This window comes from Pseudomonas anuradhapurensis, assembly GCF_014269225.2.
Lineage (GTDB): Bacteria > Pseudomonadota > Gammaproteobacteria > Pseudomonadales > Pseudomonadaceae > Aquipseudomonas > Aquipseudomonas anuradhapurensis.
This window is the reverse complement of sequence record NZ_CP077097.1, coordinates 4755112-4781287: the sequence shown is the minus strand read 5'-3', so window position 1 is coordinate 4781287 and position 26176 is coordinate 4755112. Positions and strand designations below refer to the sequence as shown.

Genomic DNA, 26176 nt, shown 5'->3' with positions numbered 1-26176 from the left:
ATGAGCGGCAAGCCCCCTGCAATATTCCTGATGGGCCCGACGGCGGCCGGCAAGACCGACTTGGCCATCGAACTGACCAAGGTCCTGCCCTGTGAACTGATCAGCGTCGATTCGGCCCTGGTCTACCGCGGCATGGACATCGGTTCGGCCAAGCCTTCGAAGGAAATCCTCGCCGCCTACCCGCACCGGCTGATCGACATTCGCGATCCGGCCGAGAGCTACTCGGCTGCGCAGTTCCGTGCCGATGCCCTGGAGGCCATGGCTGAAATCACTGCCCGCGGCAAGATCCCCTTGCTGGTGGGCGGCACCATGCTCTATTACAAGGCGTTGATCGAGGGGCTGGCCGACATGCCGGCCGCCGATGCTGCGGTACGTGCCGAGCTGGAAGCCCAGGCCGAGGCCCTGGGGCTGGCCGAGCTGCACCGCCAGCTGGCCGAAGTCGACCCGGAGTCGGCGGCGCGCATCCACCCCAACGACCCGCAACGGTTGATCCGGGCGCTGGAGGTATACCGGGTGAGTGGCGAAAGCATGACAGTCCATCGTCAGCGTCAATTCGCGGAAAGTCGCGGCGCAGACGCAGGCGCTGGCGGACATTTGCCCTATACTGTCGCGAGTTTGGCGATTGCTCCTACAGATCGTCACATTTTGCATCAGCGAATTGCGTTACGATTTTCGCAAATGTTGGAACAGGGCTTTGTCGAGGAGGTCCGATCGCTGCGAGCCAGAAGTGACTTGCACGCCGGGCTGCCGTCTATACGGGCAGTGGGGTATAGGCAGGTCTGGGACTACCTTGACGGCAAGCTGACTGAGAATGAGATGCGTGAACGCGGTATCATTGCTACCCGGCAGCTGGCCAAGCGGCAGTTCACCTGGTTGCGTGGCTGGCCGGAAGTGCATTGGCTTGACAGCCTGGCCTGCGACAATCTGTCCCGCACCTTGAAATACCTTGGGGCCATCTCCATATTGAGCTGAGTCCCTGCTGATTGCCGTCTATTCTTGCGAAGGGGCGGCCTAATTTATCGATTTTCTTGATTTTCTATTATTGATCCTTACAGGAGTGCGGCATATGTCAAAAGGGCATTCGCTACAAGACCCTTACTTGAACACCTTGAGAAAAGAAAAGGTCCCGGTATCCATCTACCTGGTCAACGGCATCAAACTGCAGGGCTCGATCGAATCCTTCGACCAGTTCGTGGTACTGCTGAAGAACACCGTCAGCCAGATGGTCTACAAGCACGCCATCTCGACCGTGGTTCCTGCACGTCCGGTTCGCCTGCCAAGCCCGTCCGATTCCGATCACGGCGACAGCGAGCCAGGCAACGCCTGATAGGAGCCTGCATTGTTCTTTGAGCGCCACGGTGGTGGTGAGCGGGCGTTGCTCGTTCACTTGGAAGGTCAGAACCCTGAGGCGCGCGAAGACCCGCAGGAGTTTCAGGAGCTGGCATTGTCGGCAGGTGCCGACATCGTCTCGCTGGTCACGGTGTCAAGGCATCAGCCTTCCGCCAAATACCTGATTGGCACTGGCAAGGTCGAGGAGTTGCACGACCTGGTCCATGCCGAACAGGTAGACCTGGTGATTTTCAATCACACCCTCACGCCCAGTCAGGAGCGCAACCTCGAACGCGTTTTCGAGTGCCGTGTGCTCGATCGTACCGGGCTGATCCTCGATATCTTCGCCCAGCGGGCGCGTACCCATGAAGGCAAGCTGCAGGTCGAACTGGCCCAGCTCGAACACATGAGCACGCGGCTGGTCCGCGGTTGGACCCACCTTGAACGGCAGAAGGGTGGTATCGGCCTGCGCGGCCCGGGTGAAACCCAGCTGGAAACCGACCGCCGCCTGTTGCGGGTACGGATTCGGCAGATCAAGTCACGCCTGGAAAAGGTGCGCAGCCAGCGTGAGCAGGCGCGTCGCGGGCGCAAGCGCGCGGATATCCCGTCGGTGTCGCTGGTGGGTTATACCAACGCCGGCAAATCCACGCTGTTCAATGCCCTGACCGCATCCGAGGTGTATGCCGCGGACCAGCTGTTCGCCACCCTCGACCCGACCCTGCGCCGGCTCGAACTGAACGACCTGGGGCCGATCGTGCTGGCTGACACCGTGGGTTTCATTCGCCACCTCCCGCACAAGCTGGTCGAGGCATTTCGGGCTACGCTCGAAGAGTCGAGCAACTCCGACCTGTTGCTGCATGTGATCGACGCCCATGAGCCAGAGCGCATGGAGCAGATCGAGCAGGTGCTGGCGGTGTTGGGCGAGATTGGTGCCGAAGGGTTGCCGATCCTCGAGGTGTATAACAAACTCGACTTGCTCGAAGATGTCGAGCCGCAGATCCAGCGCAATGCCGATGGCAAGCCTGAGCGGGTCTGGGTATCGGCACGCGATGGGCGTGGCCTGGAGCTGGTCGGCCAGGCGATTGCCGAGTTGCTGGGGGATGATCTGTTTGTCGGTACCCTGTGTCTGGAGCAGCGTTTTGCCCGCTTGCGCGCGCAATTCTTTGCCCTGGGTGCCGTGCAGAGTGAAGCGCATGATGAAGAAGGGCGCAGCCTGCTGAGCGTGCGACTGCCCAGGGTGGAACTGAATCGCCTGGTCAGCCGCGAAGGCATGGAGCCGCAAGTGTTTGTCGAGCAACACACTTTGCAATAAATGCTCGTCGAGGTCGCCGGGCAGCAGTGACAGGCATTCTGTAGCATTGGACGGCGCGCCGTGGGCGCGTCTTTGCTTTATCAGATGGAGAGCGCTATGGCTTGGAACGAGCCGGGTGGCAACTCGAACAATCAGGATCCCTGGGGCGGCCGCCGTGGTGGCGGTGGCGGCGGTGGTGACAAGAAAGGTCCGCCGGATCTGGACGAGGCCTTCCGCAAATTGCAGGACAGCCTGAACGGCATGTTCGGCAGTGGCAAGAAACGTGGCGGCGGCGACCGCAATGTCGGCAAGGGCGGTGGCCTGGGCCTGCTGGGCATCGGCCTGGCGGTACTGGCGGCCATCTGGCTGTACAGCGCCGTGTATGTCGTCGACGAGCAGGAGCAGGCCGTGGTGCTGCGCTTCGGCAAGTACTATGAAACGGTCGGTCCCGGCCTGAACATTTACTTCCCGCCGATCGATCGCAAGTACATGGAAAACGTCACGCGTGAGCGTGCCTACACCAAGCAGGGCCAGATGCTGACCGAAGACGAGAACATCGTCGAGGTGCCGCTGACGGTGCAGTACAAGATCAGCAACCTGCAGGACTTCGTTCTCAACGTCGACCAGCCGGAGGTCAGCCTGCAGCACGCGACCGAAAGTGCCCTGCGCCACGTGGTGGGCTCCACCTCGATGGACCAGGTGCTGACCGAAGGCCGCGAGCAGATGGCCGTGGATATCCGCGAACGCCTGCAGCGCTTCCTCGACAACTACCGCACCGGTATCACCGTTACCCAGGTCAACGTGCAGAGCGCGGCAGCCCCGCGTGAAGTGCAGGAAGCCTTCGACGACGTGATCCGTGCCCGTGAAGACGAGCAGCGTGCGCGCAACCAGGCCGAGTCCTACGCCAACGGCGTGGTGCCGGAAGCGCGTGGCCAGGCCCAGCGCATCATCGAGGATGCCAACGGTTACCGTGACGAAGTCATTGCCCGTGCCAAGGGCGAGGCCGACCGCTTCACCAAGCTGGTTGCCGAGTACCGCAAGGCACCTGACGTGACCCGTCAGCGCCTGTACCTGGAGACCATGCAGGAGGTCTACAGCAATTCGAGCAAGGTCATGGTGGCAACCAAGGACGGGCAGAACAACCTGCTCTACCTGCCGCTGGACAAGATGGTCGAAGGCAGCCGCAACCCGTCCGCGCCAACCACCAGCGTGTCGCCATCGGTCAACGATGCGGCCGCCCGTGCGGCGCAGGACCTGCAACAGCAACAGCAGCCGCTGCGCACTAGGGAGAGCCGCTGATGAGCAACCGATCGCTGATCGCCCTGATCGCCGCCGTGGTCCTGGCCATCGTTGCCTGGAACAGCTTCTATATCGTGTCGCAGACCGAGCGTGCGGTAATGCTGCGCTTCGGTAAGGTAGTCCAGGCGGATGTCCAGCCGGGCCTGCACGTGAAGATTCCGTACGTGAACCAGGTACGCAAGTTCGACGCCCGCCTGATGACCCTCGACGCCCCGACCCAGCGGTTCCTGACCCTGGAGAAGAAAGCGGTGATGGTCGACGCCTACGCCAAGTGGCGCGTCAAGGATGCCGAGCGCTTCTATACCGCTACCTCCGGCATGAAGCAGATTGCCGACGAGCGTCTGTCGCGTCGTCTGGAAAGCGGCCTGCGTGACCAGTTCGGTAAACGTACCCTGCACGAGGTGGTTTCCGGTGAACGTGACGCGCTGATGGCTGACATCACTGCATCGCTCAACCGCATGGCCGCCAAGGAGCTGGGTATCGAGGTGGTGGACGTACGCGTCAAGGCCATCGACCTGCCGAAGGAAGTCAACCGCAGCGTGTTCGATCGCATGAGCACCGAGCGTGAGCGTGAAGCCCGCGAGCACCGCGCCAAGGGTAACGAGCTGGCTGAGGGTATCCGTGCCGATGCTGACCGTCAGCGTCGTGTACTGCTGGCCGAGGCCTATCGCGAGGCAGAGGAAACCCGCGGTGACGGCGACGCCCAGGCGGCCGCCATCTACGCCAAGGCCTACACCCAGGACGCCGATTTCTATGCGTTCTACCGTAGCCTGCAGGCGTACCGCGAGAGCTTCTCGAGCAAGAGCGACGTGCTGGTCCTGGACCCGAAGAACGAGTTCTTCCGCTTCCTGGACAAGAGCAAGCCGTGATGCTCAGGCCCTGATTCCAATGCAGCGGCCCCCGCCTGGCAGCTAAAACGCCTGGCGGGGTGCATCCTGATGGAAAAGGGGTGTATGATGAGGCAGCCGGGAAATTTCCCGGCTTTTTTGCGTCTGCAAGGTTGATTGGCAAACCGCCAGTTGACGGTTTGGTCAGGTCGCATGGCAATTCGAGGGTATCGGGTACGGTGGCTGCGCTGGGATCAGTGCTGCCCGCTGCTGTGCGCGATACCGGCTTTACTGACGGCTCGCCTGCTGGCAAGCCACCCGGACCAGAGGGGAAATGGCGTAATGGCAACGGTAGACCGCTGGCTGCTGCCAGATGGCATCGAGGAAGTACTGCCACCTGAGGCTGCGCGCATCGAAATCGCGCGCCGCCAGGTGTTGGACCTGTTCCAGAGTTGGGGCTACGAACTGGTCGTCACCCCGCATATCGAGTACCTGGAGTCGCTGCTCACCGGCGCCGGCCAGGACCTGGATCAGCGCACCTTCAAGGTGGTGGACCCGCAGTCCGGCCGCCTGATGGGCTTCCGCGCCGACTTCACCCCGCAGGTGGCACGCATCGATGCCCACACCCTGCGTCGTGAAGGCCCGAGCCGCCTGTGCTATGCCGGTAGCGTGCTGCACGCCCAGCCGCGCGCCCTGTCCACCTCGCGCAGCCCGATCCAGCTGGGTGCCGAGCTGTACGGCGATGCCAGCCCTACCAGTGATGTCGAAGTCATCAGCCTGATGCTCGCCACGTTGCAACTGACCGATGTCCCGGATGTGCACATGGACCTCGGCCACGTCGGTATCTACCGCGGCCTGGCCCGTGCTGCCGGTCTGTCTGGTGCGGTCGAGCAGCAGCTGTTCGACGCCCTGCAGCGCAAGGCCGTCGATGAGGTCCAGGCGTTGACCGCCGACCTGCCAAATGACTTGGGCAACATGCTGCGCGCGCTGGTCGAGCTGTGCGGTGGTCGTGAGGTGCTGGCCGAGGCCCGCGTGCGCCTGGGCCGTGCCCCGGCCAGCGTGCTGGCGGCGCTGGATGACCTGCTGGCGATCGCCGATCGCCTGGCATCGCGCTTCCCCGAGCTGCCGTTGTACTTCGACCTCGGCGAACTGCGTGGTTACCACTACCACACCGGCGTGGTGTTCGCCGTGTTCGTGCCTGGCGAAGGCCAATCGATCGCCCAGGGCGGGCGCTACGATGACATCGGCGCCGACTTTGGCCGGGCGCGCCCGGCCACCGGCTTCTCCACGGATTTGAAGACCCTGGTCACACTGGGGCGAGCGGAGGTCGTATTGCCAGCTGGCGGCATCTGGATGCCGGACAGTGGCGACGCGGCCCTCTGGCAGCAAGTCTGCCAGTTGCGCAACGAGGGCCAGCGTGTGGTTCAGGCCCTGCCTGGCCAGCCGTTGAGTGCTGCCCTCGAGGCGGATTGTGATCGGCAATTGATTCAGCAAGACGGGCGCTGGCAGGTTCTGCCGCTGACCCAGTGAGTTTCTGCGTCGGCAACAGGCCGACAACCAAGTTTGCGTGAATGAGGACCAATGTAATGGGTAAGAATGTCGTCGTCCTGGGTACCCAGTGGGGTGATGAGGGCAAAGGCAAGATCGTCGATCTGCTGACCGAACATGCTGCCGCCGTAGTGCGCTACCAGGGTGGCCACAACGCGGGTCACACCCTGGTGATCAATGGTGAAAAGACCGTTCTGCACCTGATTCCCTCGGGCATCCTGCGTGAAGGCGTACAGTGCCTGATCGGCAACGGCGTGGTCGTTGCACCGGACGCGCTGATGCGTGAAATCACCAAGCTGGAAGAGAAGGGCGTACCGGTGCGTGAGCGCCTGCGCATTTCCCCGGCTGCGCCGCTGATCCTGTCGTACCACGTGGCCCTGGACCAAGCCCGCGAGAAAGCCCGTGGCGAAGCCAAGATCGGCACCACCGGCCGCGGTATCGGCCCAGCCTATGAAGACAAGGTTGCACGTCGCGGCCTGCGCGTCGGCGATCTGTTCCACCGCGAGCGTTTCGCTGCCAAGCTCGGTGAGCTGCTGGATTACCACAACTTCCAGCTGGTGAACTACTACAAAGAGCCGGCCATCGACTTCCAGCAGACCCTGGACGAATGCATGGCCTACGCCGAACAGCTCAAGCCGATGATGCTCGACGTCACTGCCGAGCTGCACAACCTGCGCCGCGCCGGCAAGGACATCATGTTCGAAGGCGCCCAGGGTTCGCTGCTGGACATCGACCACGGTACCTACCCGTACGTCACCAGCTCCAACACCACCGCTGGCGGTATTTCCACTGGTTCCGGCGTTGGCCCGATGTACCTCGACTACATTCTGGGTATCACCAAGGCCTACACCACTCGCGTGGGTTCCGGTCCGTTCCCGACCGAACTGTTCGACGAGACCGGCGCTACCCTGGCCAAGCGTGGCCACGAGTTCGGTTCCACCACTGGCCGTGCGCGCCGTTGCGGCTGGTTCGATGCCGTCATCCTGCGTCGTGCCATCGACGTCAACAGCATCTCGGGCATCTGCCTGACCAAGCTGGACGTACTGGACGGCCTGGAAACCATCAACATCTGCGTGGGCTACAAGAACGAGAACGGTGCCGTCATCGACGCGCCTTCCGATGCCGACAGCTACATCGGCCTGGAGCCGGTGTACGAAGAGATGCCAGGCTGGAGCGAGTCGACCCTGGGCGTTAAAACCCTGGAAGAACTGCCAGCCAACGCTCGCGCCTACATCAAGCGCATCGAAGCGCTGATCGGTGCGCCGATCGACATCATCTCCACTGGCCCGGACCGCAACGAGACCATCGTGCTGCGTCATCCGTTCGCCTGATCTGCCTTCCAGGCTGATCTGACGCCGTGGCCCTGAAAGGGGCTGCGGCGTTTTCATTTGTGCTTTCCTGAACCGGCCTCTTCGCGGGCTTGCGCGCTCCCACAGAGCCTCCACAAATTTCAGAATGTGCGGGGTCCCTGTGGGAGCGGGCAAGCCCGCGAAGAGGCCGGTTCAGGAAAACCCATTGCTAAACCTTGGCACTTATCCCTGCTGCCCCCGGCACAACCCTTGCTGTAAGAAGCTTCTGAAGATGCCATCAAAGTAGTGGCGCCAGAATACACGAGGGTTTCACCGTGTCTGCCATTCTCTCACTGTTACGAAGCCGCCTTTTGCGGCCTGTGTTTGTTGCCCTTGGTATCGCTCTTTTGGTGCAGGTGCTGGTGGCCGTTGCGCTTACCCGCAGCACGGTCACGGCCCTGGAGGCCGAACTGGGCGAGCGCCTGGGTAACGACAGTCGCGAACTCGCCGGCGACCTCGAGCAAGCCGGGCAAGATGTCCGCTCGGGCCTCGACAGCCTGTCCAGCAGCACCCGCCAGCGCCTGAGCGCCGGCTTGTCGGCGCGCCTGCAAAGCGAACAGCAGCAACTGCGCAGTACCCTGGAAAAGAACCTCAAGGACTCCGCCAACGACATGGCCGAACTGCTGGCCTCGGTCGCCCCGCGTGCGATCTGGGATAACGATGTGCCAGTGCTCTCGGACTTTGCCCGCCGTGCCCAGCGCAACCCCAACGTGTTGTTCGTGGTCTATGACGATGCCCAAGGCCAGCACCTGACCCGCTACCTGAACCGGCAAAACCCGATCAACCAGGCGCTGATGGACAAGGGTCAGGGCGAGCGTGCGCTGGACAAGGTGATCGATGCCGCCCGGCATGACCCGGCGGTGTACTTCGTCGAAGCCTCGATCAGCCCCAATGGCGCGGAAATCGGCAAGGTGGTGATGGGGGTATCCACCGCTGGCATCGACCAGGAACTGAAAGCCCTCGACCAGCGCTTCGCAGCCCTGATCGCCAGCGGCGAGCAGCTGGTTGGCGATAGCCTGGTCGGTGCGGCTGCCGACAGTGGCAAGACCCTGCGTGAGCGCCTGGAAAAGGCGCAGGGCAGTGCTGCTGCCATGCAGGCCAACACCGCCCAGACCGTGCGCGATGCCGCCGCCGAGCTGCGCTGGCGGATCGGCCTGGGCCTGGTGCTGGTGGGGCTGGGCGTTCTGTTGGTGGTGGCCGTGGTGCTTGGCCGTCGGGTGCTGAGCAAGTTGCGCCTGTTGATTGCTGCGCTCGATGACCTGGCGGCCGGCGAAGGCGACCTGACCAAGCGAGTGCCGCTGGACAGCCGTGACGAAATCGGCGACATGGCCTCGGCGGTAAACCGCTTCGTCGACAAGCTGCAACCCATCGTGCGCGAGGCCGGCGAGGTGGCCCAGCGTACCGGGGTCGAGATCGGCGCGATGGCCCAGCGCAATGCGGGCGCCGATGCCGCCGCTGCGTTGCAGCGCGATGAAGTGGCGGCCAGCCTGCGCGACCTGTCGAGCATGGCTGATGAGGCCCAGGCCGAAAGCCATGCGATGCAGGCGGCGCTGCAACAAGTCGTGGATATCCGCCAGGCCACCAATGAAAACAGCCGCACTTCGACCCAGCTGGCCGGCTTGATCGAGAACCTGGCCGAGCAGGTGGAGACCGGCTCGCAGGTGATCGAGCGGCTGGCCAAGCAGAGTGAACAGATTGAAGTGGTGCTGACGGTGATCCACGGTATTGCCGAACAGACCAACCTGTTGGCCCTCAACGCTGCCATCGAGGCTGCCCGGGCGGGCGAGACCGGGCGCGGGTTTGCCGTCGTGGCTGATGAAGTGCGGGCGTTGGCGAGCAAGACGCAAAGCTCCACCGGTGACATACAGGCGCATATCGCCGCCTTGCAGAAAGGTGCGAAGGAAGCCGTGGCGACCATCAGCCAGGCCGGGCTCAAGGCCAGCGAAGGGCTGCTGGTGCTGCGCGACAACGAGCGCCGCCAGCAGTCGGTGCAGGTGGCGGTCGAGCAGGTGCATGCGGCGATCGGCCTGGCGACCCGGGCCGCCGAACAGCAGGCCCATGGCGCACAGGCGGTACGCGGGCGGGTGGAGAACATCCATGCACAGGCCGAGCGCTCGGCCGAGGTGGTGATGCAGACCACGGCCAGCAGCAAGGTACTGGATGACCTGGCCGCGCAACTGCGGGCAAGCCTGGGCCAGTTCAGGGCCTGATGCGATCGCTGTAGGAGCGGCCTTGCGTCGCGATGGGCTGCGCAGCAGCCCCGGCGATTTGTGCGTTGGCGTCGATACCCTGGGCTGCTGCGCAGCCCATCGCGACACAAGGCTGCTCCTACAAGGGGCTGCGTTGCTATGATGGCGGCGACAGATGGCAAAGGGAGTTGTTCATGTCTGCGCAACTGGTCGCCGCCCCGGCGGAACTGGATTTTCTTCATTGCGATGGCACCGTCGTCACTGCGCCAATGACCGCCTTCCAGGCCTACTGCGCCATGACCTCGCACGTCCCGGGCTGGCTGGCCGTGGCCTTCCGCCTGCGCGATGGCATCTCGCGGCGGTTCCATGTTGCCGCCATCCACGGTTTCTCGTCACGCAGGCCCGAGCAGGTGCCAGCAGTGGGCGAGCTTCTGGATTTCTTCACTGTCGAGGCGATCAGTGACCGGCAACTGGTGCTGACTTCGCGCGACATACACCTGGCGGTAATGGTGAGCCTGGACCTGGCTGAAGCAGGGCAGGGGCAGCAACACTTGCGCGTTACCACCTCGGTGCAGTGCTTCAACAGGTTCGGCCGCCTCTACATGCTGCCGGTCGGCAAGGCTCACGGGCCTATCGTGCGGCGCATGCTGCGCAACATCGCCTGAAGGCCGTTTCGCGGGCAAGCCCGCGAAGCAGGTTACGCCTTGTTCAGATACATCCGCGTAGTCAGCAGGTAAACCGGCAACCCTGACACCACGATCAGCAATGCCGCGTAAGGCGCTGCTGCCGCGAACTCGACGTTGGCGGTATGGGCCCACACCTCGGTGGCCAAGGTGGTCATGCCGGTAGGGCTGAGCAGCAATGTCGCGGTCAATTCCTTCATGGCATCCAGAAACACCAGCGCAAAGGCCGCGGCCATGGCCGGGAAGATGATCGGCAAGGTCACCCGGCAGAACGCGGCAAAGCTGTTCGCGCCCAAGGTACGTGCGGCTTCCTCCAGCGTCGGCGAAGCCTTGTTCAGCGCAGTACGCACTGGCGACTGGGCCAGTGGCAGGAACAGCAGCGCGTAGGCGAGCAACAACAAGGCCGTGGTCTGGTACAGCGCGGGCACATAGTGCAGGGCGAAGAATACCAGGGTCAGGGCAATTACCAGGCCGGGCAGGGCGTGCAGCAGGTACGGCAGGCGTTCGGCCCAGATTGCCAGGCGGCCTTTGTAGCGCACCACCAGGAAGCTGATCGGCAGGGCCAGGAGCACGCAGAAGCCGGCACCACCAAGCGACACCGACAGTGAGGTGAACAGCGCCTTGGAGATGGCCGCAACCGGGAAGGCCGCTGATGAGCCCACGCTCAGCCAGTAGCCGAGCATGGCCAGCGGAATGCCGCTGCCCAGCACTGCCAGGGCGACACAGAACAGCTGCGCCAGTACGGCCCAGCCGCGTAGCCGCACCGGCTGCGCGCGGCGTGCCACGCCCTGGCCGATGCGCACGTGGCGGGCCTTGCCGCGCACGCGCAATTCCAGCCACAGCATCACCAGGCACAGCGCCAGCAGTACTGCCGAGAGCATGGCCGCATTGGCATTGCTGAACTCCAGTTCGAACTGCTGGTAGATCGCCGTGGTGAAGGTCTGCAGGCCGAGAATCGACAGCGCGCCGAACTCCACCAGCATGTGCAGGGCAATCAACAGCGCACCGCCGAGCATCGATGGCCACAGCAGCGGCAGGGTGACCTTGACGAATACGCCCCAGCGGCTGCAACCGAGGGTGCGTGCCGACTCCTCCAGCGAGGTATCGAGGTTGCGCAGGGTCGCCGCCACCGGCAGGAACACCAGCGGGTACTTGGACAGGGCCATGACCAGGATCGCCCCGCCCAGGCCTTCGAAGTCCGAGCTCAGCGATACCCAGGTGAAGCTGCTGACGAACGACGGTACGGCGAACGGCAGGCACAGCACCACGCCCCACAGCCTGCGCCCGACCAGGTTGCTGCGCTCCAGCAACCAGGCCAGGGCCAGGCCGACCACCATGCAGGCCAGCGTCACCCCGACCATCAGCATCAGGGTGTTGCGCATCAGCCCCCAGACAAACGGCCGCCACAGCAGGTGCAAGGCTTCGCGCCAGCCGGCTTCCCAGGCTTTGATGGCGACATAGGCCAATGGCAGCAAGCTCATGGCCACCAGGAACAGCACAGGCAGCACCACCCAGGCGGAAGGGCGCTTGCGGCGCGGTACGAAGCGTACCGGTACCGGCTCGGACAGGGCGGCAGTCATCAGAGCAGGCCGACCTCGCGTTCAAGCTCGATGGCTTCCTCGGCATTGCCCAGGTCCGCCGGCGAGATCTTTGGCGGGCGCAGCTCTTCGAACGGCTTCAGGCCACGGTCGGAAACCATGCCCTTGTGCAGCGGGTACTCGGCGGTGGTCTGGGTGATCACCCGCTGGCCTTCTTCGCTGGCCATCCAGTTGAGCAGGGCCTGGGCTTCCTTCGGGTGCTTGCTGGCCTTGACCGCTGCAGCGCCGGAGATGGTTACCAGGTTGCCGGCATCGCCGTCGGCCAGGTAGTACAGCCTGGAGTCGAGCTTGCCGCGCTCGCGTTCCAGTGCATACCAGTAGTAGTTGTTCACCAGTACGGCAGCGACTTCGCCTTTTTCCACGGCCTTCAGGGCGACCATGTTGTTGGTGTAGGTCTTGCCGAAGGCTTTCAGGCCGGTGAGCCATTCTTCGGTGGCTTCGCGCCCGTGCATCTTCAGGATGGCCACGGCCTGTTCCTGGAATGCGCCGCTGGTGGGTACATAGCCGACGCGGCCATCCCATTCAGGGCCGGCAAAATCCATGACGGTGGTTGGCAGGTCTTTCTCGTCGATCTTCTTCGGGTTGTACACGACGACCCGGGTACGTGCAGTGACGCCCATCCAGGTGCCGTTGGCGCCAACGTACTCCTTGGGCAGCATGTTCAGCGTGGCATCGTCGATCTTCGCCAGCAGGCCCAGCTCGCCCAGGTTGTTCAGCGGCGGCGACTCTTCGGTGTAGATGATATCGGCCGGCGAGCGGTCGCCTTCCTCGATGATCTGGCTGGCCAGCTGGTTGCTGCTGCCCTTGCGAATATTGATGTGGATACCGGTCTTGGCCTCGTAGGCCTTGGCGATGGCTTCGCCGATTTCCTTGTGCTGGCCGTTGTACATGGTCAGGGTGACCGGTGCATCTGCCATGGCGGCCGGAGCGCCGATGACCAGGCTCAGCACGGCGGCGGCCAAGGTACGCATCAGCGGTTGCGGGCGGATCGTCATGCGGGTACTTCCTCGCTTACGGCTACATATTTGGAAACAATGGTAAACGAAATCGTTTCTCAAGTGGCCGGATGAGGAGAAATTCATGGTCAGACCATGGTGCAAGAGTCTGAAGGTGTGTTGGCTGTGCTGGCCTCTTCGCGGGTAAACCCGCTCCCACAGCTGCATCACGGGTCTTGAGGGGGTGAAATACCTGTGGGAGCGGCTTTAGCCGCGAAGAGGCCAGCACAGGTTTGCACCTATGACCGAAAAGAGAAGGGATACAAAAATCGCAGGCAAGAAAAAACCCACTAGCAAGCTAGTGGGTTTTTGTATGGTGCCCAGGAGAAGACTCGAACTTCCACGACCGTTAAGTCACTGATACCTGAAACCAGCGCGTCTACCAATTCCGCCACCTGGGCAAAGCTTTGCATCATCTGGAGAAGGCGACTATCGTTCGCTTTCACACAGTAGTAACAGATCCTTGGTCATCTATTACTTGAAAATATTTGGTGCCCAGGAGAAGACTCGAACTTCCACGGCCGTTAAGCCACTGATACCTGAAACCAGCGCGTCTACCAATTCCGCCACCTGGGCACACATTCGAGATTAAAAGATGCTTTACAGCGTCGTTCATCTCTACTACAACTTCGGGGTTGTCCGTCGTTGTGGTGCGCACTATACGGACGGTCCGGGGGGCTGTAAACCCCCTGAGCGAAAAAAATTTCAAAAAATTCAACTTGTTGATTCCGCAGGCCTATTCCTGCCCGCCGGAGATGCCGGTGGGGCTGTCCAAGGCTGACATTTCCGGTTTCAATACGCCTATGCCAGAATTCCTATCTATATACCCCAAGGTGAACCCCTTCTGATGGCCGATTGGCAATCCCTCGATCCCGAGGCCGCTCGCGAAGCGGAAAAATACGACAACCCCATTCCCAGCCGTGAGCTGATCCTGCAGCGCCTTGCCGACCGTGGCGAACCGGCCGCGCGCGAGGAGCTGGCGGCCGAGTTCGGTCTTCACGACGAAGACCAGATCGAAGCCCTGCGCCGTCGCCTGCGCGCCATGGAACGTGACGGCCAGCTTATCTATACCCGGCGCGGCACTTATGCCCCGGTGGACAAGCTGGACCTGATCTGCGGCCGCGTCTCCGGCCATCGTGACGGCTTCGGTTTCCTGATCCCCGATGACGGCAGCGAAGACCTGTTCCTCAGCCCGGCGCAGATGCGCCTGGTGTTCGATGGCGACCGCGGCCTGGCCCGCGTGTCTGGCGTCGATCGCCGTGGCCGCCGCGAAGGCGTGCTGGTCGAGATCATTTCCCGTGCCCACGAAAGCGTGGTCGGCCGTTACTTCGAAGAAGGCGGCATCGGCTACGTGACCCCGGACAACCCGAAGATCCAGCAGGAAGTGCTGGTGACTGCCGGGCGCAATGGTGGCGCGAAGATCGGCCAGTTCGTCGAGATCAAGATCACCCACTGGCCAACCCCCCGCTTCCAGCCGCAAGGCGATGTGGTCGAAGTCATCGGCAACTACATGGCGCCGGGCATGGAAATCGACGTTGCCCTGCGCAGCTACGACATCCCGCACGTCTGGCCCAAGGAAGTGATCAAGGAAGCGCGCAAGTTCCGCTCCGAAGTCGAAGAGAAAGACAAGGAGAAGCGTGTCGACCTGCGCCACCTGCCGTTCGTTACCATCGACGGCGAGGACGCCCGCGACTTCGACGATGCCGTGTATTGCGAACCACTGGGCAAGCTGCGTCTGTTCTCCGGCGGCTGGCGCCTTTATGTGGCCATCGCCGACGTGTCCAGCTACGTGCGCCTGGGCTCGGCCCTGGACGTCGAAGCCCAGCAGCGCGGCAACTCGGTGTACTTCCCCGAGCGCGTGGTGCCGATGCTCCCCGAGGAACTGTCCAACGGCCTGTGCTCGCTGAACCCGCATGTCGATCGCCTGGCCATGGTCTGCGAAATGACTATGAACAAGGCCGGCCAGATGGTCGACTACCAGTTCTATGAAGGTGTCATCCACTCCCAAGCCCGCCTGACCTACAACAAGGTCAGCAGCATGCTCGAGCACTCCCGCACCCGTGAGGGCAAGGCGCTGCGCGAGGAGTACAAGGCAGTCGTGCCGGACCTGAAGAACCTGTACAACCTGTACAAGGTGCTGGTAGCTGCCCGCCACACCCGTGGCGCGATCGACTTCGAGACCCAGGAAACCCGCATCATCTTCGGCGACGAGCGCAAGATCGCGGAAATCCGCCCGACCGTGCGCAACGATGCCCACAAGCTGATCGAGGAATGCATGCTGGCGGCCAACGTGGCCACCGCCGAGTTCCTGCAGAAGCATGGCGTGCCTGCGTTGTACCGTGTGCACGACGGCCCGCCGCCAGAGCGCCTGGAAAAGCTGCGCGCCTTCCTCGGCGAGCTGGGCCTGACCCTGCACAAGGGCAAGGATCCGTCGCCGAAGGATTACCAGGCCTTGCTGGCGAGCATCGCCGGGCGCCCGGACTTCCACCTGATCCAGACCGTGATGCTGCGTTCGTTGAGCCAGGCGGTGTACAGCACCGAAAACAACGGCCACTTCGGCCTGAACTACGAGGCGTACACCCACTTCACCTCGCCGATTCGTCGCTATCCGGACCTGCTGGTGCACCGCGCCATCCGCAGCATCATCCGCTCCAGGGTCGATACCCCGCACGTCAAGCGTGCCGGCGCCATGAGCATTCCCAAGGCGCGTATCTACCCGTATGACGAGAACACCCTCGAGCAACTCGGCGAGCAGTGCTCGATGACCGAGCGCCGGGCCGATGAAGCCACCCGTGACGTGGTCAACTGGCTCAAGTGCGAGTTCATGAAAGACCGCGTGGGCGAGACCTTCCCGGGCGTGATCACCGCAGTGACCGGGTTCGGCCTGTTCGTCGAGCTGACCGATATCTATGTAGAAGGCCTGGTGCACGTCAGTGCGCTGCCGGGTGACTACTACCACTTCGACCCGGTGCACCACCGCCTGTCTGGCGAACGCACCGGGCGCAGCTTCCGCCTGGGCGACACGATCGAGGTCAAGGTCATGCGCGTCGACCTGGACGAGCGCAAGATCGATTTCGAAGTGTCGGAAAGCACCCTTGCCGCGCCGATCGGCCGCAAGCAGCGTGGCGCCGCACCGGCTGCCGGCCAGGCCGAGCAGGCCCCGGTCGAGGCCAAGGCCACGCCGAAGCCGCGCAGCCGCAAGAGCGAGACCGCCGAGGCGTACTTCCCGAAGGACGCCGTGCAGCGTAACGCCGAAGTGCGCAAGAGCCGCGAAATGAAGAAGGCGCTGATGAGCGAGGCGCGCAGCAGCGGCCATGCCGGCAGCAAGTCGGACAAAGGTGGCAAGGCCTCTGGCAAGCCGACCAAGCACCGTAAAGGGCCGTCGAAGTCCGGCGCGCCACGCAAGAGCAAGAACAAGTCATGAGTCAGCTGGAAAAGATCTACGGCGTGCACGCCGTGCAGGCATTGCTGCAGCACCATCCGAAGCGGGTCAAGCAGATCTGGCTGTCGGAAGGGCGCAGCGAGCCGCGCATCCAGGCGTTGCTGGCGCTGGCCGCAGAAAACCGCGTGGCGGTTGGCCAGGCCGAGCGTCGCGAGCTGGATGCCTGGGTCGAAGGCGTGCACCAGGGCGTGGTTGCCGAGGTGAGCCCAAGCCAGGTGTGGGGCGAGTTGATGCTCGAGGAGCTGCTTGAGCGTAGCGAAACGCCACCGCTGATCCTGGTGCTGGACGGCGTCACCGACCCGCATAACCTCGGTGCCTGCCTGCGTACCGCCGATGCGGCCGGTGCCACGGCGGTGATCGTGCCCAAGGACAAGTCTGCAACCCTGACCCCGGTGGTGCGCAAGGTGGCCTGCGGAGCGGCGGAAGTGATCCCGCTGGTGGCCGTGACCAACCTGGCGCGCACCCTGGAGAAGTTGCAGCAGCGTGGCCTGTGGGTGGTCGGTACCGCTGGCGAAGCCGAGCAGGAGATCTACCAGCAGGACCTGACCGGGCCGCTGGTGATGATCATGGGCGCGGAAGGCAAGGGCATGCGCCGGCTGACCCGCGAGCATTGCGATTTCCTGGTGAAGCTGCCGATGGCCGGTAGCGTCAGCAGCCTGAACGTCTCGGTGGCGACCGGGGTCTGCCTGTTCGAGGCCGTGCGCCAGCGGCAGGCCAAGCGCTGATCGATAGCCTGTACCGGCCTCTTCGCGGGCACGCCCGCTCCCACAGGTAATCTGCAATGCCAAAGGCTGCGCTGAACCTGTAGGAGCGGGCGTGCCCGCGAATGGGGCCTTGCACATTGTGAATATGTTTCTGGCTGTTCAAATAATCGCCAATTTCCTTGCTTGTGTGTCCCGCCTTCTCTACAATTGCGCCCCTTGCCGAGCTGGCAGGTGCGCATGTGCCTCTACTCCCTGGCAAGACACACCAGTGTCATTCACTCCTTGTCTGACCAGATCCACTGGCAGACTACTAACCCGTAAGGAGCATTCATGCGTCATTACGAAATCATCTTCCTGGTTCACCCGGACCAGAGCGAGCAAGTCGGCGGCATGGTTGAGCGTTACACCAAGCTGATCGAAGAAGATGGTGGCAAGATCCACCGCCTGGAAGACTGGGGCCGTCGTCAACTGGCCTACGCAATCAACAATGTTCACAAGGCTCACTACGTGATGCTGAACGTTGAGTGCACCGGCAAGGCCCTGGCCGAGCTGGAAGACAACTTCCGCTACAACGATGCCGTTATCCGTAACCTGGTCATCCGTCGCGACGAAGCCGTTACCGGCCAGTCCGAGATGCTGAAGGCTGAAGAAAACCGCAGCGAGCGCCGTGAGCGTCGTGAGCGTCCTGAGCATGCTGAATCCGCCGACGGCGACGACAGCAATGACAGCGACTCCAGCGATAACGCTGACGAGTAATCCACGGACCTTTAGAGGAGCCTATTAAATGGCACGTTTCTTCCGTCGTCGTAAATTCTGCCGCTTCACTGCTGAAGACGTGAAAGAGATCGACTTCAAAGATCTCAACACCCTGAAAGCTTACGTATCCGAAACCGGCAAGATCGTTCCAAGCCGTATCACCGGTACCAAAGCTCGTTATCAGCGTCAGCTGGCTACCGCTATCAAGCGCGCCCGCTTCCTGGCCCTGCTGCCCTACACCGACAGCCACGGCCGCTGAGACCGGGTCGTCGACAAGCAGTAAGGGATTAGCATGCGAGCGTTAGCAAGTTTCATCATGCGCGGTCGTGTGCAGGCCACCCTGGTGGTGGTCATCAGCGCGGTATTGCCGCTGCTGTTCTGGTTGAGTGCCGCTGCCAGCAGCCTTGTGCTGCTGCGGCGTGGGTTCAAGGATGCTACTACGGTCATCGCCGGCGGCCTGCTGGCCGGGCTGGCCGTGTGGGTCATGGGCGATCCGATCACCTTCCTGGTGATCGCGGGTGCCCTGGGCCTGGCTGCGCTGCTGCGCGCCGAGCATCCCTGGAGCCGGGTGTTGGTGGTCAGTGCCGTGTTCGCCGTGGCTTTCAGCCTCGTGCTCGATCTGGCGCTGGCGCAAACCTTCGACGGGCTGGCCAAGGCGTTTGCCGAAGCCATGCCGAAAATCGAAGGGCAACCGGTGCTTTCCGGTGAGCTGATCCGCCCTGTGCTGGTCGCTTCCACAGCAGTGACGGTGCAATTGTTCAGCGTGTTGGCCCTGGTGCTGGCGCGCTACTGGCAGGCAGCGTTGTACAACCCTGGAGGCTTCGGTCGCGAGTTTCGCGCCCTGAAGTTGCCGAAACAGACCATGGCGGTCTTGGTGGCAGTGATGGTGGTGGCCCCGTTCATCGGGCCGCAGTTCATCGTCCTGGCATCGGCCTCGAGCCTGGTACTGGTGCTGGCCGGCATCGCCTTGATGCACGGGCTGGTGGCACAGGGCCGACTGGCCGGTTTCTGGCTGGTGGGGATGTACGTGACGTTGCCGCTGATCATGCAGCTGATTTATCCGTTGCTGGTGGTTTTGGCCATTGTCGACAGCCTGATTGATTTTCGCGGTCGCAAGTCCCCCAAGGGGAATGACTCCGCGAACGGTGAAGGTTAAAAGTTAAGAGGTTTTACCAAATGGAACTGATCCTGCTGGAAAAAGTCGCTAACCTGGGCAACCTGGGCGACAAAGTAAAGGTTAAGGCTGGTTACGGCCGTAACTTCCTGCTGCCATTCGGCAAGGCCACCGTTGCCAACGCCGCCAACCTGGCTGCGTTCGAAGAGCGTCGTGCCGAGCTGGAAAAAGCAGCCGCTGACAAGAAAGCTTCGGCTGAAAGCCGCGCTGCCCAACTGGCCGAGCTGGAAGTGACCATCACTGCCACCGCTGGCGACGAAGGCAAGCTGTTCGGTTCGATCGGCACCCACGACATCGCTGACGCCCTGACCGCCTCCGGCGTTGAAGTGGCCAAGGCTGAAGTTCGTCTGCCGAACGGCACCATCCGTCAGGTTGGCGAATACGACGTAGCCGTGCACCTGCACAGCGACGTTGAAGCCACCGTACGCGTGGTCGTCGTAGCTGCCTAAGCTGCGCTGACTGGCTGGCTCCTCGTGAGCCGGGCGGTTAACATCGGGCACGGTCCTGTTTTTGACAGGCCGTGCCCTTTGTCTTTTTCATCCTCAAGAATTCTTTCGTGGCCATGAACGAGATCACCACCCCCGAACAGCTTGACCTGCAAACCGCAGCCCTGAAGGTGCCGCCGCATTCCATCGAGGCCGAACAGGCCGTGCTCGGTGGCCTGATGCTGGATAACAACGCCTGGGAGCGGGTACTGGACCAGGTGTCGGACGGCGATTTCTACCGGCATGACCACCGCCTGATCTTCCGCGCCGTGCACAAGTTGGCTGATGCCAACCAGCCATTCGACGTGGTCACGCTGCATGAGCAACTGGACAAGGAAGGCCTGTCATCGCAGGTCGGTGGCCTGGCGTACCTGGCCGAACTGGCCAAGAACACCCCATCGGTGGCCAACATCAAGGCCTACGCCGCGATCATTCGCGAGCGTGCCACCCTGCGCCAGCTGATCAGCATCAGTACCGATATCGCCGACAACGCATTCAACCCGCAAGGGCGCAATGCCGAAGAAATTCTCGACGATGCCGAGCGGCAGATCTTCCAGATCGCCGAGGCGCGGCCGAAAACCGGCGGCCCGGTAGGGGTCAACGAGCTGTTGACCATGGCCATCGACCGTATCGACACGCTGTTCAACTCCGACAGCGACATCACCGGTGTTTCCACCGGCTTCACCGACCTGGACGAGAAGACCAGCGGCCTGCAGCCGGCCGACCTGATCATCGTTGCCGGCCGTCCGTCGATGGGCAAGACCACCTTCGCCATGAACCTGGTGGAGAACGCCGTACTGCGTACCGACAAGGCAGTGCTGGTGTTCTCCCTCGAGATGCCAGGTGAGTCGCTGATCATGCGTATGCTGTCGTCGCTGGGCCGTATCGACCAGACCAAGGTGCGTTCCGGTCAACTGGACGACGATGACTGGCCGCGTCTGACATCTGCGGTGAACCTGCTCAACGACCGCAAGCTGTTCATCGACGATACCGCCGGCATCAGCCCCTCGGAAATGCGCGCGCGCACCCGTCGCCTGGCCCGTGAACACGGCGAAATCGCCATGATCATGGTCGACTACCTGCAGCTGATGCAGATCCCTGGTTCGGCCGGTGACAACCGTACCAACGAGATCTCCGAGATCTCCCGCTCGCTCAAGGCCCTGGCCAAGGAGTTCAACTGCCCGGTCATCGCCCTGTCGCAGCTGAACCGTTCCCTGGAACAGCGGCCGAACAAACGCCCGGTGAACTCCGACTTGCGTGAGTCCGGTGCGATCGAGCAGGACGCCGACGTGATCATGTTCGTCTACCGCGACGAGGTGTATCACCCCGAGACCGAGCACAAGGGCGTGGCGGAAATCATCATCGGTAAACAGCGTAACGGCCCCATCGGCTTCGTACGCCTGGCATTCATCGGCAAGTACACCCGCTTCGAAAACCTTGCGCCGGGCATGTACAACTTCGACGACGACGAATAACCGGGCCCGTGCAGGAGCGGCCTTGTGTCGCGATCGGGCGCGAAGCGGCCGTAAAACCTGCGAACCAGGTTATCGCTGGCAATTGCGGTCCCCTGGCTTGCGGCCTTGTGTCGCGCCCGATCGCGACACAGGCCGTTCCAACAGAGCGGCCTTGCTCATCGGTATCCATGAATCCGACAACCATCGTCGGATTTGGTCAAAATTTGTGCTATATTCCGCGCCCGCGATTTTCCTGCACACCAGAACCGGTCACTGACATGCAAGCAGCCAAACCACTCTACGACTATCCCAAGTACTGGGCCGAATGCTTCGGGCCAGCACCTTTCCTGCCGATGAGCAGGGAGGAGATGGATCTGCTCGGCTGGGATTCCTGCGACATCATCATCGTGACCGGCGATGCCTACGTCGACCACCCATCGTTCGGCATGGCCATCATCGGCCGCCTGCTGGAGGCCCAGGGCTTCCGTGTGGGCATCATTGCCCAGCCGAACTGGCAGTCGAAGGACGACTTCATGAAGCTCGGCGAGCCGAACCTGTTCTTCGGCGTGGCTGCGGGCAACATGGACTCGATGATCAACCGCTACACTGCGGACAAGAAGATTCGTTCCGACGACGCCTACACCCCCGGCGGCCTGGCCGGCAAGCGCCCGGACCGCGCCAGCCTGGTCTACAGCCAGCGCTGCAAGGAAGCCTACAAGCACGTGCCGATCGTGCTGGGCGGCATCGAAGCGTCGCTGCGCCGGATCGCCCACTACGACTATTGGCAGGACAAGGTGCGCCATTCGATCCTGATCGACGCCAGCGCCGACATCCTGTTGTTCGGCAACGCCGAGCGTGCAGTGGTTGAGGTAGCTCAGCGCCTGGCCAGCGGCGAGAAGATCGAAAGCATCACCGACGTGCGCGGTACGGCCTTCGTGCGCCGCGACACGCCCGAGGGCTGGTACGAGATCGATTCCACGCGCATCGACCGCCCGGGCCGCGTGGACAAGATCATCAACCCGTACGTGAACACCCAGGACACCCAGGCCTGCGCCATCGAGCAGGCCAAGGGCGAGGTGGAAGACCCGAACGAAGCCAAGGTGGTGCAGATTCTCGACAGCCCGCGCATGACCCGGGACAAATCGGTCATCCGCCTGCCGTCGTTCGAGAAGGTGCGTAACGACCCGGTGCTGTATGCCCACGCCAACCGTGTGCTGCACCTGGAAACCAACCCCGGCAACGCCCGCGCCCTGGTGCAGAAGCACGGTGAGGTGGATGTGTGGTTCAACCCGCCACCCATTCCCATGACCACCGAGGAAATGGACTACGTGTTCGGCATGCCTTACGCCCGCGTGCCGCACCCGGCCTATGGCAAGGAGCGCATCCCGGCCTATGAGATGATCCGTTTCTCGGTAAACATCATGCGCGGCTGCTTCGGTGGCTGCACCTTCTGCTCGATCACCGAGCACGAAGGCCGCATCATCCAGAACCGTTCGCACGAATCGATCCTGCATGAGATCGAGGAGATGCGCGACAAGGTGCCGGGCTTTACCGGCGTGGTCTCCGACCTGGGCGGCCCGACCGCCAACATGTACCGTATCGCCTGCAAGAGCCCTGACATCGAGAAACACTGCCGCAAGCCGTCGTGCGTGTTCCCGGGCATCTGTGAAAACCTCAACACCGACCACAGCTCGCTGATCGAGCTGTACCGCAAGGCGCGTGCCCTGCCGGGGGTGAAGAAGATCCTGATTGCCTCGGGCCTGCGCTACGACCTGGCCGTGGAGTCGCCGGAGTACGTCAAGGAGCTGGTCACCCACCATGTCGGCGGTTACCTGAAGATTGCCCCGGAGCACACCGAGCGTGGCCCGCTGGACAAGATGATGAAGCCGGGCATCGGTACCTACGACCGCTTCAAGCGCATGTTCGAGAAGTTCTCGAAAGAGGCGGGCAAGGAGCAGTACCTGATCCCGTACTTCATCGCCGCGCACCCGGGCACCACCGACGAAGACATGATGAACCTGGCCCTGTGGCTGAAGGGCAACGGCTTCCGCGCCGACCAGGTGCAGGCCTTCTATCCGTCGCCGATGGCCTCGGCCACGGCCATGTACCACTCGGGCAAGAACCCGCTGCGCAAGGTGACCTACAAGAGCGAAGGCGTGGAGATCGTCAAGAGCGAGGAGCAGCGCCGCCTGCACAAGGCGTTCCTGCGCTACCACGACCCGAAGGGCTGGCCGATGCTGCGTGAAGCGCTGCAGCGCATGGGCCGCGCCGACCTGATCGGGCCGGGCAAGCACCAGCTGATTCCGCTGCACCAGCCACAGACCGACAGTTACCAGAGCGCGCGCCGCAAGAACTCGACCCCGGCGGGTAGCCACAAGGTCGGCAAGGAGCAGAAGATCCTTACCCAGCACACCGGCCTGCCGCCACGTGGCAGTGATGGCAGCAAGCCGTGGGACAAGCGCGAGAAGGCCAAGGCCGAAGCGTTTGCGCGTAACCAGCAGGCGGCCAAGGAGCGCAAGGAAGCGGGCAAGGGCGGCAAGGGCAAGAAGAAGCCGCGTCAGCCAGTTCTCCCGCGTTAACTGGCGATTTTGGGGCTGCTTTGCAGCCCATCGCGACACAAGGCCGCTCCTACACCGACCGCGAGCACCCGGAACTGTAGGGTTTGCACGCTCATTGTAGGAGCGGCCTTGTGTCGCGATGGACCGCAAAGCGGTCCCAAAATCACAGGTTCAGTCAGGTTTCCTGTCGACCCACTTCGGCGCCGCCGGCGCGACGAAGTTGTCCATTTCGTCCAGCAGTTCATCAGGCTGCTGCGCCAGCAGCAACATCGCCCGATGCTGTGGGCGCACGAAGCCTTCTGCGACGATATGGTCGAGGAACCCGCCCAGCTTCTCGTAGAAGCCATCCACATCGAGCAGGCCCAGCGGCTTGGCGTGATATCCCAGCTGCCCCCAGGTCCATGTTTCAAACAACTCTTCCAGCGTACCCAGCCCACCCGGCAGGGCAATGAACGCATCGCTCAGCTCGGCCATGCGTGCCTTGCGCGCGTGCATGCCGTCGACCACTTCCAGGCGGCTGAGGCCCTTGTGGCCGATTTCGGCATTCATCAGGCTCTCAGGGATGATCCCGACCACTTCGCCACCGGCCGCCATGGCTGCGTCGGCGACGGCGCCCATCAGGCCAACCGCGCCACCGCCATAGACCAGGGTCAGGCCGCGATGGGCAATCGCCTGGCCCAGCGCGACGGCCGCTTCACGGTAGGCAGGGTTGGCGCCGATGCTGGCGCCGCAGAACACACAAACGGAACGTACGGGCATTGCTCATCTCCAGTCACTCAGGCAGACAGGGTAAGGCCCGTGCGCTACCGTTCCAAGGCAGGTTTCACTCCGGACGGGAGAATTCACAGATCGCACCCGTCGCGCCATGGGCGTAGGCCGCGAGCAGGCTGTTCATCAGGCTACCTAGGGTCATTTCGTATTGCTCCTAAATGAGAGGTTGTCCCATCGTCCAATAAAAGGGCATGATGTGCTCTTGAATTGGTTGTATACAATCGATTGAACAATTCTACTGGCTGACCGCTTGACAGCCCCTTGACCCATATCAGCAAGGGGCTGAACGGTTTCAGGCAGTCTCGCAATTGATAAAACCCTGCCAAGGAGATTCATGATGTTTGCGAAAGCTGTAGCGGTATCCCTGCTGACCCTCGCCAGCGCCTCTGTCTTCGCAGCCGAGTGCTCGGTAACTGTCGACTCGACCGACCAGATGTCCTTCAACACCAAGGAAATCGTCATCGACAAGAGCTGCAAGCAATTCACTGTGAACCTGGAGCATTCGGGCAACCTGCCGAAGAACGTCATGGGCCACAACATTGTCATCAGCAAGGCAGCTGATATGCAGCCGATCGCTACCGAAGGCCTGAGTGCTGGTATCGATAAGGCCTATCTGAAAGAGGGTGACGAGCGTGTCATCGCTCACACCAAGATCATTGGCGCGGGCGAAAAAGATTCTGTGACCTTTGATGTGTCCAAGTTGGCAGCTGGCACAGACTACGGCTTCTTCTGCTCGTTCCCAGGCCACATCTCGATGATGAAAGGCACGGTCGTCGTCAAGTAATCAAAGCTGTGTAGGCAGTTCGGGCCTATTCGCGGGCTCGCCCGCTCCCACAGGTACACCATAATGCTCAGCAACTGGTGTACCTGTGGGAGCGGGCGAGCCCGCGAAGCTTTTAAGGGGCGAACGGCATTTCGCGCTTGTGCTGGGTCTTGCGGTAGGTGGCGACGATGATGTCGAACGCTTCCTGGTCAACCGGTAGCCCATGCAGGAAGGCATCGATCTGCTGGTAGGTCACGCCATGGGACGCTTCATCCGGCTTGCCCGGCTCGAGGTCTTCCAGGTCTGCGGTCGGCACCTTCTCCACCAGTGATTCTGGCGCACCAAAGCTGCGCGCAATCGCCCGCACCTGGTTTTTCACCAGCCCGCTCAGCGGTGCCAGGTCACATGCCCCATCGCCGAACTTGGTAAAGAAGCCCATTACCGCTTCGGCAGCGTGGTCGGTGCCGATCACCAGCCCCCCGCGCGCACCGGCCAGGGTGTACTGGGCAATCATGCGGGTGCGAGCCTTGACGTTACCGACGACAAAATCCACCAAGGTCGGCGAACCGTTCTTCAGTTCCTCTACTTCGCCAGCCAGGGCTTTTACCGCCGGGGCGATATCAATGGTGTGTACTTCATCGGCCTTGATCACCTCCAGGCAGGCCTGGGCGTCGTGTTCATCATGCTGGACATGGTAAGGCAGGCGCACCGCGATGAAGGTATAGGCCTTGTCACCGGTCTCGGCACGCAGCTCGTTGATGGCACGTTGGGCGAGCAGGGCCGCGGTCAGCGAGTCGACGCCGCCGCTGATGCCCAGCACCAGGGTCTTGAGCCGGGCGTTGGCCAGGCAATCCTTGATGAACGCCACGCGCCGGGCCACTTCGGCCTCGAGCGCGGCGGCGTCGGCGAACGGCGGCTGTACCTTCAGCGCCTGGGCAATCTCTTGCTGAACCGCTTGCAT

22 protein-coding genes, 2 tRNA genes and 1 pseudogene are annotated in these 26176 nt (G+C 62.5%); 19 read left to right on the top strand and 6 right to left on the bottom strand.

Annotated elements, in window-relative coordinates:
* The 10 genes and pseudogenes from miaA to HU763_RS21885 all read left to right on the top strand — a co-directional run bounded on the left by miaA (window position 1) and on the right by HU763_RS21885 (window position 10497).
* The gene (gene miaA / locus HU763_RS21925) at window positions 1–972 is read left to right on the top strand and encodes a tRNA (adenosine(37)-N6)-dimethylallyltransferase MiaA (RefSeq protein WP_186686450.1); all 972 of its coding nucleotides are present in this window, start codon (window positions 1–3) and stop codon (window positions 970–972) included.
* Between the two features lie 94 nt (window positions 973–1066).
* Window positions 1067–1327 carry an RNA chaperone Hfq gene (gene hfq / locus HU763_RS21920; RefSeq protein WP_015272006.1) on the top strand — a complete coding sequence of 87 codons (261 nt, stop codon included), beginning with the start codon at window positions 1067–1069 and terminating at the stop codon, window positions 1325–1327.
* 12 nt (window positions 1328–1339) lie between these two features.
* Window positions 1340–2641 (top strand): ribosome rescue GTPase HflX, encoded by a 1302-nt coding sequence (gene hflX / locus HU763_RS21915; protein WP_170033016.1) that lies wholly within the window; start codon window positions 1340–1342, stop codon window positions 2639–2641.
* 96 nt (window positions 2642–2737) lie between these two features.
* The gene (gene hflK, locus HU763_RS21910; RefSeq protein WP_170033015.1) at window positions 2738–3919 is read left to right on the top strand and encodes an FtsH protease activity modulator HflK; all 1182 of its coding nucleotides are present in this window, start codon (window positions 2738–2740) and stop codon (window positions 3917–3919) included.
* The gene (gene hflC, locus HU763_RS21905) at window positions 3919–4788 is read left to right on the top strand and encodes a protease modulator HflC (protein ID WP_170033014.1); all 870 of its coding nucleotides are present in this window, start codon (window positions 3919–3921) and stop codon (window positions 4786–4788) included. The genes hflK and hflC overlap by 1 nt, the downstream gene beginning before the upstream one ends.
* 300 nt (window positions 4789–5088) lie before the next feature.
* Window positions 5089–6276, top strand: a complete 1188-nt coding sequence (locus HU763_RS21900) for an ATP phosphoribosyltransferase regulatory subunit (RefSeq protein ID WP_186686452.1) — start codon at window positions 5089–5091, stop codon at window positions 6274–6276.
* A 56-nt stretch (window positions 6277–6332) separates the two neighbouring features.
* Window positions 6333–7625, top strand: coding sequence for an adenylosuccinate synthase (locus tag HU763_RS21895; RefSeq protein ID WP_063911922.1), 1293 nt, complete (start codon window positions 6333–6335; stop codon window positions 7623–7625).
* A gap of 629 nt (window positions 7626–8254) precedes the next feature.
* Window positions 8255–8947: pseudogene (locus HU763_RS25170) on the top strand (methyl-accepting chemotaxis protein); the annotation flags it as partial.
* A gap of 21 nt (window positions 8948–8968) precedes the next feature.
* The gene (locus HU763_RS25165) at window positions 8969–9853 is read left to right on the top strand and encodes a methyl-accepting chemotaxis protein (RefSeq protein ID WP_372241585.1); all 885 of its coding nucleotides are present in this window, start codon (window positions 8969–8971) and stop codon (window positions 9851–9853) included.
* Window positions 9854–10026: 173 nt separating this feature from the next.
* Window positions 10027–10497, top strand: coding sequence for a DUF2867 domain-containing protein (locus HU763_RS21885; protein WP_186686457.1), 471 nt, complete (start codon window positions 10027–10029; stop codon window positions 10495–10497).
* Window positions 10498–10529: 32 nt separating this feature from the next.
* On the opposite strand, the gene HU763_RS21880 is transcribed toward HU763_RS21885, so the two are convergent.
* The 4 genes from HU763_RS21880 to HU763_RS21865 form a co-directional block, all read right to left on the bottom strand.
* Window positions 10530–12095 carry an ABC transporter permease gene (locus tag HU763_RS21880; RefSeq protein WP_186686460.1) on the bottom strand — a complete coding sequence of 522 codons (1566 nt, stop codon included), beginning with the start codon at window positions 12093–12095 and terminating at the stop codon, window positions 10530–10532.
* Complete coding sequence (locus HU763_RS21875) at window positions 12095–13108, bottom strand: extracellular solute-binding protein (protein ID WP_170033008.1); 1014 nt, start codon at window positions 13106–13108, stop codon at window positions 12095–12097. Before HU763_RS21875 ends, HU763_RS21880 begins: the two co-directional genes overlap by 1 nt.
* A gap of 314 nt (window positions 13109–13422) precedes the next feature.
* Window positions 13423–13509, bottom strand: a tRNA-Leu gene (locus HU763_RS21870).
* 88 nt (window positions 13510–13597) lie between these two features.
* Window positions 13598–13684: transfer RNA gene (locus HU763_RS21865), tRNA-Leu, on the bottom strand.
* 271 nt (window positions 13685–13955) lie between these two features.
* Here HU763_RS21865 and rnr point away from each other — a divergent pair.
* The 8 genes from rnr to HU763_RS21825 all read left to right on the top strand — a co-directional run bounded on the left by rnr (window position 13956) and on the right by HU763_RS21825 (window position 23702).
* Window positions 13956–16532 carry a ribonuclease R gene (gene rnr, locus HU763_RS21860; protein WP_186686463.1) on the top strand — a complete coding sequence of 859 codons (2577 nt, stop codon included), beginning with the start codon at window positions 13956–13958 and terminating at the stop codon, window positions 16530–16532.
* Complete coding sequence (gene rlmB / locus HU763_RS21855; RefSeq protein ID WP_170033004.1) at window positions 16529–17275, top strand: 23S rRNA (guanosine(2251)-2'-O)-methyltransferase RlmB; 747 nt, start codon at window positions 16529–16531, stop codon at window positions 17273–17275. The genes rnr and rlmB overlap by 4 nt, the downstream gene beginning before the upstream one ends.
* Before the next feature lie 309 nt (window positions 17276–17584).
* Window positions 17585–18010, top strand: a complete 426-nt coding sequence (rpsF, locus tag HU763_RS21850; protein WP_013974420.1) for a 30S ribosomal protein S6 — start codon at window positions 17585–17587, stop codon at window positions 18008–18010.
* A gap of 28 nt (window positions 18011–18038) precedes the next feature.
* On the top strand, window positions 18039–18269 hold the full coding sequence (gene rpsR / locus HU763_RS21845) for a 30S ribosomal protein S18 (protein WP_003249563.1): 231 nt from the start codon (window positions 18039–18041) through the stop codon (window positions 18267–18269).
* A gap of 33 nt (window positions 18270–18302) precedes the next feature.
* Window positions 18303–19166 carry a hypothetical protein gene (locus HU763_RS21840; protein WP_186686466.1) on the top strand — a complete coding sequence of 288 codons (864 nt, stop codon included), beginning with the start codon at window positions 18303–18305 and terminating at the stop codon, window positions 19164–19166.
* A 20-nt stretch (window positions 19167–19186) separates the two neighbouring features.
* On the top strand, window positions 19187–19633 hold the full coding sequence (rplI, locus tag HU763_RS21835; RefSeq protein WP_003249568.1) for a 50S ribosomal protein L9: 447 nt from the start codon (window positions 19187–19189) through the stop codon (window positions 19631–19633).
* Between the two features lie 113 nt (window positions 19634–19746).
* A complete protein-coding gene (dnaB, locus tag HU763_RS21830) occupies window positions 19747–21144 on the top strand; it encodes a replicative DNA helicase (protein ID WP_170033000.1) in 1398 nt (465 codons plus the stop codon).
* Between the two features lie 257 nt (window positions 21145–21401).
* A complete protein-coding gene (locus tag HU763_RS21825; protein WP_186686469.1) occupies window positions 21402–23702 on the top strand; it encodes a YgiQ family radical SAM protein in 2301 nt (766 codons plus the stop codon).
* Window positions 23703–23852: 150 nt separating this feature from the next.
* Here the strand turns inward: HU763_RS21825 and HU763_RS21820 are convergent, their stop codons facing one another.
* Window positions 23853–24440, bottom strand: coding sequence for an LOG family protein (locus HU763_RS21820; protein ID WP_186686472.1), 588 nt, complete (start codon window positions 24438–24440; stop codon window positions 23853–23855).
* 349 nt (window positions 24441–24789) lie between these two features.
* On the opposite strand from HU763_RS21820, the gene azu reads away from it, so the two are divergent.
* Window positions 24790–25236, top strand: a complete 447-nt coding sequence (gene azu, locus HU763_RS21815; protein ID WP_186686756.1) for an azurin — start codon at window positions 24790–24792, stop codon at window positions 25234–25236.
* A gap of 112 nt (window positions 25237–25348) precedes the next feature.
* Here the strand turns inward: azu and nadE are convergent, their stop codons facing one another.
* Window positions 25349–26176, bottom strand: a complete 828-nt coding sequence (gene nadE, locus HU763_RS21810) for an ammonia-dependent NAD(+) synthetase (RefSeq protein ID WP_186686475.1) — start codon at window positions 26174–26176, stop codon at window positions 25349–25351.